This window comes from Shinella curvata (assembly GCF_022899935.1).
In the GTDB taxonomy this organism is placed as follows: Bacteria; Pseudomonadota; Alphaproteobacteria; order Rhizobiales; family Rhizobiaceae; genus Shinella; species Shinella curvata.
The window spans coordinates 650,039-665,994 of record NZ_JALJCJ010000004.1; the positions used below are offsets into that span (position 1 = coordinate 650,039).

A 15,956-nucleotide genomic window follows, 5' to 3' on the forward strand; every position below is an offset into this window, starting at 1 on the left:
CGCCTAGATTCTAACTGCCAGCGTCGCTAGCGCCGCCGAGCGGTCAAGCCAGCCGACCTGCCGGGCTCCGTCGATAACAGGGAGGCGGCCTTCGGCGGCGACGAGTTGCGGGGCGATGTCGGCGATGGTTGCATCAGCGTTCACGCCTGCGGTTGCTGGGCCGGGTTCCACAGTCATGATGGATGCGACACGAACAACACGGGCAGGCGGCACCTTGGCGACGAAGCGGCGGACATAGTCGGTCGCCGGCTGTGTCACCAATTCCTCGGGTGTGCCGATCTGGATGATGCGGCCTGCCTCCATGATTGCAATCCGGTCGGCCAGGCGGATCGCCTCGTCGAGGTCATGCGTGACGAAGATGACCGTGCGCGTCTGTGTTTGCTGGAGACGCAGTACCTCGGCCTGCAGGTCGGCGCGGATCAGCGGGTCGAGCGCGGAGAAAGGCTCGTCGAGGAACCAGAATTCCGGATTGGTGGTCAGCGACCGGGCGATGCCGACGCGTTGCTGCTGGCCGCCCGACAGCTGGGCGGGAAAACGAGTCTCGCGTCCCTTGAGGCCAACGGTCTCTATCAGCTCCATGGCGCGTCTCTCTGCCTCGACGCGGGGCATGCCCTGGACTTCGAGGGGAAAGGCGACGTTGCCGACGACGGTTCGGTTCGGCAGCAGCGCGAAGTGCTGGAATACCATACCCATGCGCTGGCGGCGAAGATCGACAAGCTCCTTGTCACCCAGTTTCAGGATGTCGCGGCCGTTGAAGGCGATTTCGCCAGCGGTTGGCTCGATCAGGCGGGTGAGACAGCGCAGCAGCGTGGATTTTCCCGAGCCGGAAAGGCCCATGATGGCGAAAACCTCGCCGCGGCCGATCTGGAATGTCGCATCCTGTACTGCCCCCACGAGGCCGACTGCCATGAGCGTCTCGGGTGTGCGGGCCTGCAGTGGTAGGCGATTGAAGGCCCCGGCATCGCGGCCAAATACTTTCCAGATACCCTTTGCATCGATAGCCGTGGGAGCGCCTCGACCTGTTCCGATGTCAGACATGGGCTTCTCCTTCGTGTCGTGCGGCGCGCTGCGCACCGGATTTCAGCAATGCATCAGCGACGAGCGCGATTGCCGCGACGCAGAGGCCGGCGACGATGCCTGGCCCCGTTTCGCCGCGCGCAAGCGAGGTATACACTTCCTGTCCGAGTTCTCGGGTGCCGACCAGTGCGGCGATCACCAGCATGGATAGCGCCATCATGACCGTCTGGTTGACGCCTAAGATGAGTGTTGGCAGGGCGGCGGGCAGTCTTACGAAACGGAACGATTGCCAAGGCGTGCAGCCTGACATCAGGGCCGCCTCGATGCGTTCGGATGGCACATGCGTCATGCCTGCCATGCCGTAGCGTACGGCCGGCGCCACCGCATACGAAACGATGGCGATGAGCGCGGAAAAGTCACCGTTGCGGAAAAGCATGACGGCTGGCAGCAGGTAGACGAGCGTCGGCAAGGTCTGCAATGTATCAAGCGCGAGCTGAACCGGGTGGTGCAGGCGAGCATGGCCGGAAACCCAAATGCCGAAGGGCAGGCCGATGGCGAGCGCCAGCGCGACGGAGAGCACCATCAGATAGACCGAAGACATGGCGGCCTGCCAGTAGCCCGAAATCAGCACGAAAAGCATCAGCAGGACAACGGTCAGCGCCGTGCGAAATCCACCCAGCGTGTAGCCGGCAAGTGCCAGCAGGGCGATGACGAGGCTCCAGGGCGCAGCCTGTAAAAGATTGCGCATAGGGTTCATCACCCCGAGCAGCATGGCGGTGCGGATCGCCTCCAGCGGCTCGTAGAAATTCTGATTGATCAGGCTGACTGCGCCATTCCAGAAGGGAGCCGTCGTCAGCGTCCAGTTTGCAGGCCAGGCGGAAAGTGCGGGCAGGGCGAGACTGGCAAGGGTCGGCACAAGAAGGAGGAGAACAGCGACGAGGGTGTCCCGCCGGCTCCACAATCCCTGCCGTCCTGTCGACTGGTTGTGTGCGGCGACCTGCGTCAACCGGTCCAGAACAACGGCAAGTGCCACGATACCCATGCCCGCCTCGAAGCCGGCGCCGAAATCGAGCCGACGCAGTGCACGCAGCACGTCGTAGCCGAGGCCGCCCGCCCCGATCATCGAGGCGATGATGACCATGTTGAGCGTCATCATCACAACCTGGTTCAGGCCAATGGCAAGCCTCGGTGCCGCTACCGGCAATTCGACCTTCCAGAGCGTCTGTGCACGGCTGCAGCCGGTCATGCGGGCAAGTTCGAGTGTTTCTGACGGTACGGAGCGCAACGCCAGCACGGTGGCGTGCACCATGGGCGGCAGGGCGTAGACGACTGTGGCGAAGAGGGCCGCGCTCGGGCCGTAGCCGAAGAGCAGCAACGTCGGCAAGAGATAGGAGAAGATCGGCACGGTCTGCATCACGTTCATGATCGCACGCAACCACATCTCGGCGCGCACGGAGCGATAGGCCCAGAAGCCCATGGCCAGACCGAGGACAAGGGCGGCGACGACACAGATGACGACGGAGGCGAGCGTGGTCATGGCGGAGGCCCAGAGGCCGAAGAAGACGAGATAGGCGCCCGCAAGCAGTGTAAGGATGGCAAGGCCACGCCCGGAGAGCCTGAACCCCACAAGCGCCGCAGCCAGGATGACGCCGAGCCAGCTGAGTGGCGGTGCAAGTTGTACCTTGTTGAAGCCTGCACCCTTTACCCAGCCATCGGCCAGTATGAATTTCAACCAGTCGATCGGCATCTGAGCGGCGGATGCCAGCGCACGGGTGATATCGGCGATTTTCACGCCGAAGATCGCCGCGTCACGGGCAAACCAGTTCATGCCTGAGCCGACCCAGTCGGAAATCGGCAGGATTGCCTTGTCGGAAAGCTGAGCAAAAGAGGCAGGCGCCAGCAGGCTGGTGGCGAGGATGGCGAGCGTCACTGCGAGGCCTGTCCAAAGACTATATCGGCCCGCCACATCTTTCGGCACCATCGAGACGTCCGCCATTTGAGCCCCCCGTACTTGTGTGAGCAGGGGCCGGTTCAGTCGGCCCCTGCATCTCGTTTATTTTTCAGCGCAGGCTGCCCAGGAGCGCCACTTTGCTTCGTTGTTCTTCGCCCATTCCATGGCAACATCGTTGACGGGACGGCCCTTCACATCGACCTCGTGGACGAGATCGCCGAGTTCCTTGCCATCCATCGTGAATTTGCGAACGATATCGTATGCGCAGGGCCATTTCTTCTCGCCCTCGGCCCAGGCCATTTTCTTGATCCAGCCCTCCGGCTTGCCGCAGTCATGGGTAGCCGTCTTGTTCTCGCCCCACGCCGCGTCCGTATAACAGGCATCTTCATAGGGGGGGAATTGGACGAAGGAGCCCTCAAAAACAGAAGGCACCCAATGAGGCTGGTAGACCCACAGAATGATCGGCGCCTTGCGTTCGTAGGCGGATTGAAGCTCGGCGAACATTGCGGCTTCGGTTCCGGCATGGACGACTTCGAAGGGGAGGTCGAGCGCCTTCACACGCTCCTCGTCGAAACCACCCCAGCTGACGGGTGCGCCCAGATAACGACCCTTCGGTGCTGTTTCGGGCGAAGAGAAGGCTTCGGCGCAGTTCTTAAGCGCCTTCCAGTCAGGCAGGCCTGGGCACTTCTCCGCCATATAGGCGGGATACCACCACTCTTCCTTCGCATGGGGGCCGAGCTCACCCATATCGAGAACCTTGCCGGTCGCGAGGGAGGCGGTGAAGGGCTTGTTTTGCGTCGTTTGCCAGGTTTCCAGGGCGATCGTCAGGTCGCCGTTCTCGAAGCCGGGATAACGCGCGCTATCGTCGGCGACCACCGTTTCGACGCTGTAGCCGTATGTGGAAAGAATGATGTTGAGGATTTCGGTGTCGATCAGCATCGACGACCAATCTGCTACCATCAGCTTGATGGTCTCGGTGGATTCCGCCTCAAAGGCGGCAGCCGGTGCCGCCGCTCCCAGGCTCGCTGCAAGCAGGGCGGATGTTATCAGGCGTTTCATTTCTAGGACCCCTTTTTGTTTATGGTGAAGTTCAACCCTTGGCGTACCAACCGTTATCGACATAGAGCGCCTGCCCGTTGACGAAGCTGGCGTCGTCGGAGGCGAGCCACAGCGCGGCGGCCGCCACTTCTTCCGGCTCGCAAAGTCGACCCTGCACCGAATGAAGGTCGGCTTCGTTCCAGTTCTGGCCGAGCCCGTCCAGTTCGACGATCTCGCGCAGGCCGTGGGCCGTCTTGACGAAGCCGGGGCAGACCGCGTTGGCGCGGATGCCGCGATCGCGATATTCGATGGCGATGGAGCGGGCGAGCTGGAGAACTGCGCCTTTGGTCATGCAGTACAGGCTCTCGAGCGAAAAGCCCTTCTCCCCGCCGATCGAGGATGTGATGACGATCGAGCCGCCATCATTCTCAAGCATATGCGAGACCACCTCCCGGCAGACCACGAAGGCGGAGCGAACATTGATGTCCATCAGCCGGTCGTAATCCGCATCGGTGCTTTCGTGGAGCGGCTTCACGATGATCGTGCCGGCATGGCTGAACAGGGTATCGACGCGCCCCCATTTGCTGACAACGGCGGCGACGGAAGCACGCACGGCTACCGTGTCCGTCACGTCGGTTTCAAGGAAAAGTGCCTGCCCGCCGGCTGCTTCGATCTCGGCGGCTGCTTCTTTTCCGGCGGCTGTCTGGATGTCGAAGATGGCCACGCGCGCACCGGCTTCCGCGAACATAAGGGCTGCCGCGCGTCCCATGCCGTTGGCGCCGCCGGTGATGATTGCCGTCCTGCCCTCGAGCCGTCCCGTTGCTGTCTTTCGTCCGACGACCTTCGACGCGATGTTCATGGCGCTCCTCCCGAATGGATCATTGGTATGTTCTTTATCCCAATGAATTGAGAGGCGCTTGTCAAGCGTCAAAATCTGCGTGGCTAGAGTTTGCGGTTTTTTGCCGGACTTGGCGAATGCCGCCAGAAACAATCACCTGGCCTTTGTCAGGCGGCGTTGCGTGTCATTCGGCGGATGGCGGCCCAGAGCAAGACGTGCAGCTCGGCCATGGCGACCTCGGAAGCGCTTGCATCCTCGCGCTCCAGGGCACGAAGCAGATTTTCAAAGGATTTCAATGCATCGACAGCAGAACCGTCCGGCAGATTTCCCTCGAAAGGAAGGAAGAGTTCGGCAAGGCCGTCCTCGATGGCGCGGGCGAGCAACGGGTTCTGCGAGGCATCGCCAAGGGCGAGCAGGAACAAGGCTTCGGCCTGTTTTCGTTGCGGCGCATTCAACGCGGAATGCATCATGTCCGTCGCTTGACGCAGGCGCTTGAGATCCGCCGTTCCACGCCGTGCGGCGGCGAGGCGGGCGGCTGCGAGCTGGTTGACGGTGAGAAATTCCACCACGCGCATGGCGGCTGCCGGCGCACGCGACATCCGGCGGCGGGCGAGCTGTGTCAGGCGATCCTCATCGGTGACGAAAGCGCCCCCCTGAGCACCGCGACGGACGGTGATATATTGGTGGGTCTCAAGAACGCGCAGCGCTTCGCGGAGCGTCACGCGGCTGATGCCGAATTTGTCGGAAAGCTGCCGCTCGGCGGGCAGGCGCTCGGCTGGCAGCAGCAGGCCGGCATGGATCTGCCGGCGCAGCAGGTCGACGGCAAGTCCGTGGGCCGCCTGCGGTTCGACAGGTCTCAAGCCCCAGAGCACGGGTCACACTGCCGTGAACGTGTTGTCGACAAAGATTTCCGCACCATTGACAAAGCTCGACGCCTCCGAGGCGAGGAACAGCGCGACCTCCGCGACCTCTTCAGGCTCGCAAATGCGGCCTTGCATGGCGTTGACGTCATTTTCCGACGCAAAAACCCCGTAGCTGCGCAGCTGTTCAATCTCATGTTCACCGTGCTGGGTGCGGACAAAGCTCGGGCAGATCAGATTGGACCTGATGCCCTGATCTCGATACTCGACTGCCAGGGCACGGGCAAGTTGATGCATGGCGGATTTCGAGGCGCAATAGAGCGCCTCGAGATGGGTCGCTGCCCGCACACCGGTCGTCGAGGTGAAGATCAGCACACCCTTGCCACGCTCCAGCATCTCCGGAAGCACAAGCCGCGACATCAGGAATGCCGATTTGGCATTATTGTCCATCAGCTCGTCCCATTCCTCCAGTGTGCATTCGAGGAACGGTTTCACGATGATGATGCCGGCGTGGTTGAACAGGACATCAACCTTGCCGAAGGCCTCCTTCGCGGCAAGATAGGCCTTTTCCGCGTCTTCCGGGCGCGAGACATCGGCATGAACGAAGGAAACGTCGAGACCGCGGGCGGTAAGTGCCTCTGCCAGGTGCCGGGCGGCCTCCGCGTCGCGGTCCGCGATCATCACGCAGGCGCCTTCCTCTGCAAACAGCTTGACGCTGGCCGCGCCCGCGCCCTTCGCGCCGCCGGTAATGAGCACGGACTTTTTAGAAAGACGTTTCATGGTCTAAGAAATAGACCAATTGAAGACGCCTGTCCAGCCGACCGTCGTCCCGGTAGCCGCTGCGATCCGCGTTCTCCGGGCAGTCGATCACAGTTTAGAGGACCAGTCTCGCGACTGATATCGGATGGTTTCTCCCTTTGGATGCAAACCGATTGAATCTGCGGCATGTCGTAATCGGGTGAGTGGAGGTCTCGAATCTGGGAAGCGTGGCGCGCAATTTTCCCGAACATTGCGCGCATACGGGCCGGCACGCTGCCGCGCCGGGCAACTTGGAGGAAATGGCTTTATGGTCTCGATCTCGGATGACGACTTGCATGCAGAACGCCGCGCCGCACTTGCCCTCACGCAAAGCGGCGCTCCGTCTATTCCTTCCAATCCCTTTTTCGGCGTAGGACCTATCACCGACGCGACCCTGGACGAAGCCGACAGCCGCCTGCGCCGCTACGAGTTCGATCGCTGGATCGAGGCCAACTACCGCAAGTTCGACGACACCGGGAAAGATATCGGTGCTTTCACCACGGCGGAACTGTCGCGCAGCATGCACCGTGGCTATCCGGCGGATAAGATTCTGCTGGATATGATGCGGGCGATCCATCGCTATTTCGAGTTCCCGAAAGCCAACCGCATCGCGGTCGGCCTCGGCGGCGGCCATAGCGGTTACACGGTCTGCGTCCAGCATCTCCTGAACGCCAACGAAGCAGACCAGCGCGTCTATGTCGACACGCCGCGGCCGGAGGGCATGGATGCGGGAGCCTCGGGCTTCTTCCGCCAGTCCTGGGCGACACAGCTTATCGAAATGCATCGCTTTGCGGAGAAGGGCGACGAAAGCCGCATCCATTTTGCCGAAAAGGAAGGGGCAATTCCCTCGGCCCGCACGTTGGCCGATCTCGGCATTTCCGTCTTCGTCGGCGTCGGCCATGAGACGACCGGCGCCAACTCCTACACCAACGAGGAAATCCAGGAGCTTCTGACCTGGCTGGATGGCGATCCCGAAAACCGGCACGCGGTCTTCGATGCTACCTCCATGCTGGGCGCAATGCCGTGGACGCCGGAAACCGTCCGCGCCGTCATGGCCAAATGCTGCCTCTTCATGCCGTTCCAGAAGGCGATCGGTGGCGTTTCCGGCTATTTCGTCGCCTCCTTCACGCCGTCGGCACTGGCCCTCATCGAGCGCAACCAGAGCAATCCGTCCTGGGCCATTCCACGCCAGTTGAAGATCGCCCCGCCGCTTGATCCCAAGCAGCCGCTCAGCAGCAAGCGTTCCGTCGATGCCGGTCCGTTTTATGACGCGCAAGAAGACCGGATGCTCGGCGGTGTCATCAACACCTACAGCGCGCTCGCCTTCGCAGAGACGACCTTCGGCCTCATGCAGACCGAGCGGCGTGTCGGATCGGTCATCGAGCTCAACAAGCGATCGGCCGCCAACCGGGAAATCGTCAACGAATGGGTCAGCCACAACCCGCTGTTCAGCCTTGTCGTCGCGGAAGAGGCGCGTCGTGGCGCGGCCGTGACGCTGCTGAAGGTCAATGACGGTGCGGTGTCGACCTCGGATCTGCACGCCCGCATCATCGCCCGCTCCAAGCAGCTCCTTGGCTACGAAGGTATTACCCATCCGAACGGTGATCATGAAAAGGGTCTCGATGCGGCGCGCTACGTCAATGCATTTCCGGGCACCCCGGGCGATTACCGGGCCTGGGTCGGCGGTATCCGCGAGCCCTCCGATATCACCGCGCTGCTGGAGAACCTGAAATACGCCTATCTTCGCGCCAAGATCGTCGTGCTGGAAGAAGAGCTGGAGCGCCGTGGCAGCAAGATCGACTATGCCAAGGCGGGCGATTCTGCTTCTGACCGCGTTCGCGAGGGCACGGTCAATGTGCTGATCGCCGATGCTATCGGCCTGCGTTTCGGGTCGGACGGTCGCCTCGATCACAGCGAGCTCATAGCCTATATCGGCGAGAAGGGTGGCGTCTTCCACGAAGGTTCCATCAAGGCGGCGAACGCCGCGGATGACGGAAAAGTCCACTTCTTCTATCAGCCGCAGCTCAGCACGGCCGATGAACTTCTGAGCGAAGCGGGCGATGGCCAGTATGATGCTGTGATTGCCGCCGCCACCTTCATTCCCGCCGGCGCGAAGTTCCGCCTCGGCGGCGTGCGCATAGGCACCGGAACCGGCAATATGGGCTCGGCCTCCTGGGGCGGCGCGAACGGCGAGGGCGGTGAAGCGCCGCTGATGAACACCCCCGGCATCAACAGCCGTGCGACCGCGCAGATGGCATTCAAGGCATTGCTGAAGGTAATGCCGGACCTGCCCGTCGACGTGCTCCACGCCCGCGTGGCGACGGGAGACTTCGACACGGGCAAGAACCTCGCGGAATATCCAACGGAAAAGCTTGAGGGGAAACGGATCGCAATCCTGGGCTATGGCAATATCGGCCGCGAACTCGCGCGTATCGCCAAGGGCTTCCACATGAATGTCGTGATCTACGCCCGCCCGGCTCATCGCGACAACATTCTGTCGGAAGGGTATGACTATGCCGAGACGCCCGTCGCGGCGGCCAGCGGTGCGGACGTACTTTCCGTGCATCTGGGTCTGGGACGACAAGACCCGGCTACCGGCATTTTTTCGAACGCCGGTCTGGTCGGCGGCGCCGTGCTCTCGGCGCTGAACGACCGCGCGGTCCTGCTCAACTACGATCGCGGCGAACTGATTGACGTCGATGCTCTTGGGACAGCCCTTTCCTCCGGCAAGGTTCGTCACGCGGCCATCGATGCCGATATCTTCGTGACGGCAGACGGCGTGACAGGGCCGATGAAGCCTTATCTGTCGTTGCTGACGGACCATGGCAGCAAGCTTGAGCTTTTGCCGCATGCCGCCGCGGATACGGACCACCCGACCCGGGTTTCCGGTGCCAAGCAGGCGGTTGATCAACTGCTCGATGCCATCCGCAACCGCGTTGTGACGAACCTGAAGGGCGACCTGCCGGAAGGATATGTCTCGAAGGGTGCGCGCAGCCCCCTCGGTATCGGTCGGGTCACGCGAGCTGATATCGCGCGGCTGGCCGGGAATGCCGAACATCTCGCGACGTTGCGTCAAGCAAGCGAAACGATCGCGTCGATCTTGGGCGCTCTGGACGCCGTTTCAGATGAGGCGCATCTGGAACGCATTGCCGACCGTTACCGCGAACTGCTCACGCAGAGCGTTTTGAAGCAGCGCGAATTGTTCACGAAGGCCGGCCTGGTTGCTCCATCCGCGGGTGACTAACGAAACGGAGTGCTCGATCGACGACAAGTCTGGTCGAGCGCTCCTTTCCCGAAAAGCCAGATGTATCAGTGAGTTGGAAATCAAGCCTCAGATCGGCATTTTGAATCTCATCAAGAGCCGAGTGCCGCCGGCAGGCGCGTTATTCGTCCGCCTGCCGCGAGATTGTTCGCCAAGTCTCGGTGTCGCCATATAAGTTGACTTATTTTATCTTGTTTTTATCCTTCCAGCGGTTATGACTGGCGCGGCTGTGTCCGCGGCGGGAATTTCAAGCGCGGCAACCACGGAATGAACTGCCGGAAACGATGGCGATCAACCGCAACGCATTGCTCTATCAGCTGTTCAAGCTCTATCATCGCGAGGCGGTCCGGTTCGCCACACGGCTTGTCGGCAATCGCGACAGCGGCGAGGAAGTCGTTCAAGACGCCTATCTGAAGCTCGTTGCGCGACGGTCGACCACGCCGATCGACCATCCGAAAAGCTATCTTTTTACCGCGACCCGCCATGCCGCGATTGATTTTACCGATCGCCAGAGACGTGAATGGCAGCGCCGCGTGGACCTAGACAGCCTCGACGAGGCTCATCTTGCCGATGACGGCGCCGCGCGCATGGAAATGCAGCGCGAATTGGCCAAGCTCGCCGTCTATCTCAACGCCCTGCCGCCACCCTGCCGGCAGGCCTTCGTGATGAACAAGCTGCAGGGATACACCCATCTGGAGATCGCCGCGTATCTCGGCATATCCACCAGCATGGTCGAAAAACATATCGTCCGCGCCCTGCTGCATTGCCGATCCCTCCTGCTGGCCGATGGGGACCTGTAATGTGCGAGCCTATTGTGGATTTATGCGATTTGACCCGTCTTACCCGGCAGAGGGGCTAACGAACCTGGATATATCGATGAATGACCTTGCCGATACGCAAGCTGATCCGGTTGAAGAGGCGCTGCATTGGATCGTTCGCCTGAATTCGGGCGCCGCGACGCCCGAAGATGCCGCCGCCTATGCGGCTTGGCGCACCGAAAACGCCCGGCATGCGGAGGCGGCCGACGAGGCTGAGCGGCTCTGGGCGGCCATGGGCAACCTGCATTTCGACCGCAGGAGCGGGCGCGTGCTGGCCGCACCGAAGCAGGGCCTGACGCGCCGCGGCGCGCTCTCGTTGTTCCTGTGTCTCGGCGCCAGCGGCGTTGCCGGTGGCGCGCTCTGGTCCTCCGGTCTGCTGGATCGCCTGTCGGCGGACTTTGCCACCGATACGGCCAGCCTTGAGGTCATCGACCTGCCGGACGGATCACGCGTCTCGCTCAACGCCCGCTCGGCGCTCGACGTCGATTTCTCCGACAGCATACGGCGGGTTCATCTCAGGGCAGGCCAGGCGTATTTCGAGGTCGCGGCCAATCCGGCGCGTCCGTTCGAAGTCATGGTGGACGAACTCTCCTTCCGGGCCATGGGCACCGCCTTCGATATCGTGCGCGACCTGCCGGAGGCACGCGCGGAGCTCGCCGTGACCGAGCATAGCGTGCGGATCAGGACTGTCTCCGGCGATATGCTGGATGTCGGCGAAGGGGAAGTCGCCCGTATCGACCGTCAGGGGCGGATCGGGGCGGCCGTCAAAACGGACGTGTCCGCAGTAACCGGATGGCGTGACGGCCAATATGTCGCCGAAGGCCGGTCGCTGGAGGAGGTTGTGTCGGCGCTGAGCGCCTGGCACCGCGGCGTCATCGTCATCATGGACGGACAACTCAAGAAGCTCCGGGTCGATGCCGTTCTCGATCTGCGCGACGCCAACGGCTCGCTGGATGTGCTGCAAGGCGGTCTGCCGATCAAGGTTCGCCATGTCTCAAAGTATTTGACAATTATTTCATAGACTTAACGAAAATGTTAATTTTCCCTTCCGCGAAGCTTGAGGTTTTTTCTCATCTTTCCGGTCTTACCCCATGACGGACCAGACAGGGGGTCTGCCGTCGATTTGCGTCAAGGGGTTCAAAGTTGAGAATTTCGGGAAAAAATAGGTTGCTGGCAACGGCACTCGTCGCGCTTGCCGCTTCGGTTCACACGGTGCCTGGCCATGAGGCATGGGCACAACAGGCCACGACGGGCCGGCTCCAGCCGGGAACCTACAATATTCCGTCGCAGCCGCTGAGCAGTGCGCTTGTCAGTTTCGCGCGCGTCAGCGGTCTGAAGATCGCCTATCCGGCCACGTTGACCGAAGGCAAGACATCCAGCGCCGCCATCGGGCCCTACACGCGCCCCGGTGCACTTGAGCAGATCCTCTCCGGCAGCGGCCTCTCCTACAGCTTCACCGGCGACAATGCCGTGACCGTCTTCGATCCGCGCCAGGCCAATACGGACGCCGGCGGTGCCACGGGCGCCACCGCTCTCGAAACCATCGTGATCGCGGGTGACGGCGCCATGACGGAGAACACCGGTTCCTACACCACGAAATCGATGGCGACGGCGACGGGTCTTGCGCTTTCCATCCGCGAGACCCCGCAGGCTGTCGCCGTCGTCTCGCGCCAGCGGCTGACAGACCAGCGCATCACCTCGGTGGAGGACGCCATGGTCAATGCGCCCGGCGTCATCTTCAAGAAGAAGGCGACGGCCGACGACAATGAAAAGGGCCTCTTCGCGCGCAGCATGGAAATCACCAACATGCAGGTTGATGGCGTCAACATGCATAAGGATTTCAAGGCGCTGAGCCTCGACACGGCGCTTTATGACCGCATCGAGATCGTACGGGGCTCGACCGGCCTGATGAGTGGTACGGGCAATCCGGCGGCCTCCGTCAATCTCTACCGCAAGAAGCCGACGGACGCGTTCCAGGCGGAGGTCAACGGCACCGTCGGCTCGTGGAGCATGAAGCGCACGGAGTTCGACGTCGGCGGGCCGGTCAATGCCGACGGCAGCGTCCGCGCCCGCATGGTCGGCGCCTGGCAGGATGGCCAGTCCTATATCGATCGTCTGGAAGAAGATTCACGGCTGCTTTATGGCGTCGTGGAAATGGATCTTGCTGACAGCACGATGCTGACGCTGAGCGGCGAGTATCAGCGCAAGCATTGCACCGCCTGCTCCTATTTCGGTTTCCCCGGCGTCTTTGCGGATGGCTCTCACACGGACTTCCCGGTTTCGTTCAACTCCGCGACCAACTGGAGCCGCCAGACACGCACGCGCACCAATCTTTCGGCGACGCTTGATCACGAATTCGAAAACGACTGGAAGGGATCGGTCACCGTTTCGCGGAGCTCCGACAACAATGACCGGACCTACGGCTGGTTCTCCGACAACGGCTTGGCCGACCCCGTGACCGGCAAGGGCGCATCGCTCTGGCTTGCCAAATGGCCCATTCCCAAAACACAGCTTGCCGTGGACGCCAACATTTCCGGCCCCTTCGAATTGATGGGCCGCGAACACGATCTCGTTCTGGGGCTTAATGCTTCACGCACGCGGGCCGATTACACGATGTATCCGCTCTGGTTCGTGCCCGGTTACGATCCGACGGTGCCTGACGTCTTCAACTGGGATGGCAACATGCCGGAACCCGATTGGGTCTCGACCGGCAAGCGCCGTTTCCTTGAGCGGCAAGCCTCCCTCTATGGCGCGACACGCCTGAAGCCGACGGACGATCTCTCCGTCATTCTCGGCTCGCGTGTCACCTGGTTCGACCAGAAAGCCTCGTATGACTATATCGAATGGGGTCCTTATCCCGACAACATGTCGGAAAAGGGCAAGATCATTCCCTATGCCGGTCTCGTCTACGACCTGACGGACAATCTTTCGGTCTATGCGAGCTATACCAGCATTTTCCAGCCACAGCAGAACCAGACCGTCGATGGCATGGTGCTCGATCCGCTGACCGGCAATACCTATGAGGTTGGCCTGAAAGGATCGTTCTTCGACGATCGCCTGAATGCCGGCGTTTCGCTGTTCCAGAGCAAGCAGAACAACTATGCCGTCCTCGACGGCGACAAGATGGCTCCGAACGGTGACAACGCCTATGTCGCCGCCGATGGTGCACGCATCCGCGGCATCGAATTCGATCTTTCGGGCGAGATCCTGCCGGACTGGCAGGTGCAGGCGAGCTACGCCTATGTCAGCCCGCAGATGCCCGATGGCTTCGATCTCAATGTCGGCCTGCCGCGGCACACCGCGAAGCTCTTCACCACTTACCGCCTGCCGGGAGATTGGGAAAAGCTGACGATCGGTGGCGGCGTGCGCTTCGAAAGCGAAAGCAGCTTCGTGGCGCGCGGCACCTTCGCCAAGCCGGTCTATTCGGTGCAGGAGAAGTTCTTCATCGTCGATCTGATGGCGAAATACGACTTCAACGAGAAGACGTCCGCGGTACTGAACATCCGCAACCTCTTCGACAAGAAGTACTATTCGAGCACCAACGTCTACAGCAATTTCTACGGCGAGCCACTCAATGCCTCGTTCTCGCTGAGCTACAAGTTCTGAGAAAGGAGCCGGCTGGCGCGACGATGCCAGCCGGCTTTTGCATTCATGACGACATCAGATTTCGCAAACAGACGGCAATTCATGGGCGCGCTCATCGGCGTCACGGGACTGCTTGCCACAAGCCGTGCAACGGTCGCTTTCGCCGCCGCGCCTGACCGTTTTCCCGTCGAAATCCGCCACGCACTAGGCACAACCCGCATCGCGGCGGAGCCACAGCGCATCGTGACACTCGGCTGGAACGGCGAAGATGCAGTGATCGCGCTCGGGCGCATTCCGGTCGGCATGGATCGCTACGGCCTGTTCGATAGCGGCATTCTCCCGTGGAACGAGCCCTATCTGCGAACGCCGATGCCAACGCTGCTCCAATCCGGCGAACTCGACTATGAGGCGATCGCAGCCCTCGAGCCGGACCTGATCCTGGCGATCAAGACCGGGATCAACGAGGTCGAATGGCAACGCCTGTCGAGCATCGCGCCGACCGTCGCCTATCGCTCGGCGCCCTGGCGAGCCGACTGGCGAGAGCAGATGGCGCTGACGGGGCTGGCACTCGGCGAAGAGCACAAGGCGCGCGACCTCGTCGCCGCGGCGGAGCGGCAACTGCAAAGCCTTGCCGACGCGCATCCGGATCTCAAGGGCGAGACCTTCATTTTCGGCAGCTACTTTCCGGGCGAAGGATCGCTCGGGGTCTATTTCGCAAGCGACCCACGGGTGCGCGAGCTTCTGGGCATGGGCCTTCGCCTCGCCCCCGGTATCGAAGCCCTGATGGCGGCCGAACCCGATGTCAATGGAACCGGCGTCAGCCTGGAAGACCTCGACCGTCTCGATGCCGACGTCCTGATCGTCTGGTACGGGCCGGGCGCCCGCGCCGATGCGGAAAGCCAGCCGCTGCTTCAGGCTTTCGGCCCGATGCGCCGTGGCGCCTACGTTCCGCTCGACGATCCGGTTTCCGTCTGGGCAACCTCCGCCGTCAGCGTCCTGTCCATTCCCTATGCGTTCCCAAATTTCGTCGGCCGCATTGCCGCCGCGGCCGCGAAGGGGCGCTAACATGGTTGAGGAAAGGGATTTTCACGCCGCGACCGTGCTCTCAAGTGCGGTGATGACGCCATCGATGATTCGGGTTGTCATCGGGGGCGATGGACTGCGCGAATTTGCGAGCTGCGGCGGGCTGGACGAGTTCATCTGGCTGAGCTTTCCCGATGGAGACGTGCCATTCGCCGACGCACCCGGGCGGTACTATACCATCCGGCGCTGGGACGGTGCGCTTGGCGAGATGACGATCGATTTCGTGTCGCATGAAGGCGGCATCGCCGCCACCTGGGCGCGCGCTGCCCGGCCGGGTGACAGGCTGGGCATCTTAAAGCCACGCTTCCGCTACGTTCCACCGGCAGACAGCACATGGATCCTGCTGATTGCCGACGCAACGGGGCTCCCGGCCGTCGGCCGGATCATCGAGGAGCGGCCGGCGAATCTCCCGGTCATCGCCCATGTCGAGATCATGACCGCTGACGACCGCCAGGATTTCGCCACCGCCGACTGCACCGTCCACTGGCATGAGAGCATGCATCACGGCGAGCGCCCAAGCCGGCTCTCGGACATCGCACGCGCGATCACCCTTCCGGATGGCCCCGGCTATGTCTGGATTGCCGGTGAAGCCAGTGAGATCGCCGCCTGCCGGAAGCATTTTCGCGACACGCTCGGGCTGCCGCGCGAGCAGCTGACCACCGTCGGCTACTGGATTCACGGGCAGGCGCGCTCGTGAGCGATCAGC

At 62.0% G+C, this 15,956-nt stretch carries 12 protein-coding genes; 6 read left to right on the top strand and 6 right to left on the bottom strand.

Features of this window, described 5'->3' with window-relative positions:
- Nucleotides 1-3 precede the first annotated feature (3 nt).
- From MUU55_RS18000 to MUU55_RS18025, 6 genes are all read right to left on the bottom strand, one after another.
- Entirely contained in the window at nt 4-1,038 is a 1,035-nt protein-coding gene (locus MUU55_RS18000; protein ID WP_244762122.1) for a quaternary amine ABC transporter ATP-binding protein, read from the bottom strand.
- Entirely contained in the window at nt 1,031-3,013 is a 1,983-nt protein-coding gene (locus tag MUU55_RS18005; RefSeq protein ID WP_244762123.1) for an ABC transporter permease, read from the bottom strand. Before MUU55_RS18005 ends, MUU55_RS18000 begins: the two co-directional genes overlap by 8 nt.
- Before the next feature lie 57 nt (nt 3,014-3,070).
- Entirely contained in the window at nt 3,071-4,027 is a 957-nt protein-coding gene (locus MUU55_RS18010; RefSeq protein ID WP_244762124.1) for an ABC transporter substrate-binding protein, read from the bottom strand.
- A 31-nt stretch (nt 4,028-4,058) separates the two neighbouring features.
- Nucleotides 4,059-4,865 (bottom strand): SDR family NAD(P)-dependent oxidoreductase, encoded by an 807-nt coding sequence (locus tag MUU55_RS18015; protein ID WP_244762125.1) that lies wholly within the window; start codon nt 4,863-4,865, stop codon nt 4,059-4,061.
- A gap of 146 nt (nt 4,866-5,011) precedes the next feature.
- On the bottom strand, nt 5,012-5,704 hold the full coding sequence (locus tag MUU55_RS18020; protein WP_244762126.1) for a FadR/GntR family transcriptional regulator: 693 nt from the start codon (nt 5,702-5,704) through the stop codon (nt 5,012-5,014).
- 15 nt (nt 5,705-5,719) lie between these two features.
- Nucleotides 5,720-6,484 (bottom strand): SDR family NAD(P)-dependent oxidoreductase, encoded by a 765-nt coding sequence (locus MUU55_RS18025; protein WP_244762127.1) that lies wholly within the window; start codon nt 6,482-6,484, stop codon nt 5,720-5,722.
- Between the two features lie 286 nt (nt 6,485-6,770).
- On the opposite strand from MUU55_RS18025, the gene MUU55_RS18030 reads away from it, so the two are divergent.
- The 6 genes from MUU55_RS18030 to MUU55_RS18055 all read left to right on the top strand — a co-directional run bounded on the left by MUU55_RS18030 (nt 6,771) and on the right by MUU55_RS18055 (nt 15,947).
- Nucleotides 6,771-9,746, top strand: a complete 2,976-nt coding sequence (locus MUU55_RS18030; protein ID WP_244762128.1) for an NAD(P)-dependent oxidoreductase — start codon at nt 6,771-6,773, stop codon at nt 9,744-9,746.
- A 302-nt stretch (nt 9,747-10,048) separates the two neighbouring features.
- Nucleotides 10,049-10,564 carry a sigma-70 family RNA polymerase sigma factor gene (locus MUU55_RS18035; RefSeq protein ID WP_244762129.1) on the top strand — a complete coding sequence of 172 codons (516 nt, stop codon included), beginning with the start codon at nt 10,049-10,051 and terminating at the stop codon, nt 10,562-10,564.
- Nucleotides 10,565-10,640: 76 nt separating this feature from the next.
- A complete protein-coding gene (locus MUU55_RS18040; RefSeq protein ID WP_244762130.1) occupies nt 10,641-11,603 on the top strand; it encodes a FecR family protein in 963 nt (320 codons plus the stop codon).
- Between the two features lie 146 nt (nt 11,604-11,749).
- On the top strand, nt 11,750-14,188 hold the full coding sequence (locus MUU55_RS18045; protein ID WP_244762131.1) for a TonB-dependent siderophore receptor: 2,439 nt from the start codon (nt 11,750-11,752) through the stop codon (nt 14,186-14,188).
- Nucleotides 14,189-14,269: 81 nt separating this feature from the next.
- Nucleotides 14,270-15,232, top strand: a complete 963-nt coding sequence (locus MUU55_RS18050; RefSeq protein WP_244762132.1) for an ABC transporter substrate-binding protein — start codon at nt 14,270-14,272, stop codon at nt 15,230-15,232.
- A 1-nt stretch (nt 15,233) separates the two neighbouring features.
- On the top strand, nt 15,234-15,947 hold the full coding sequence (locus MUU55_RS18055; protein ID WP_244762133.1) for a siderophore-interacting protein: 714 nt from the start codon (nt 15,234-15,236) through the stop codon (nt 15,945-15,947).
- Nucleotides 15,948-15,956 lie beyond the last annotated feature (9 nt).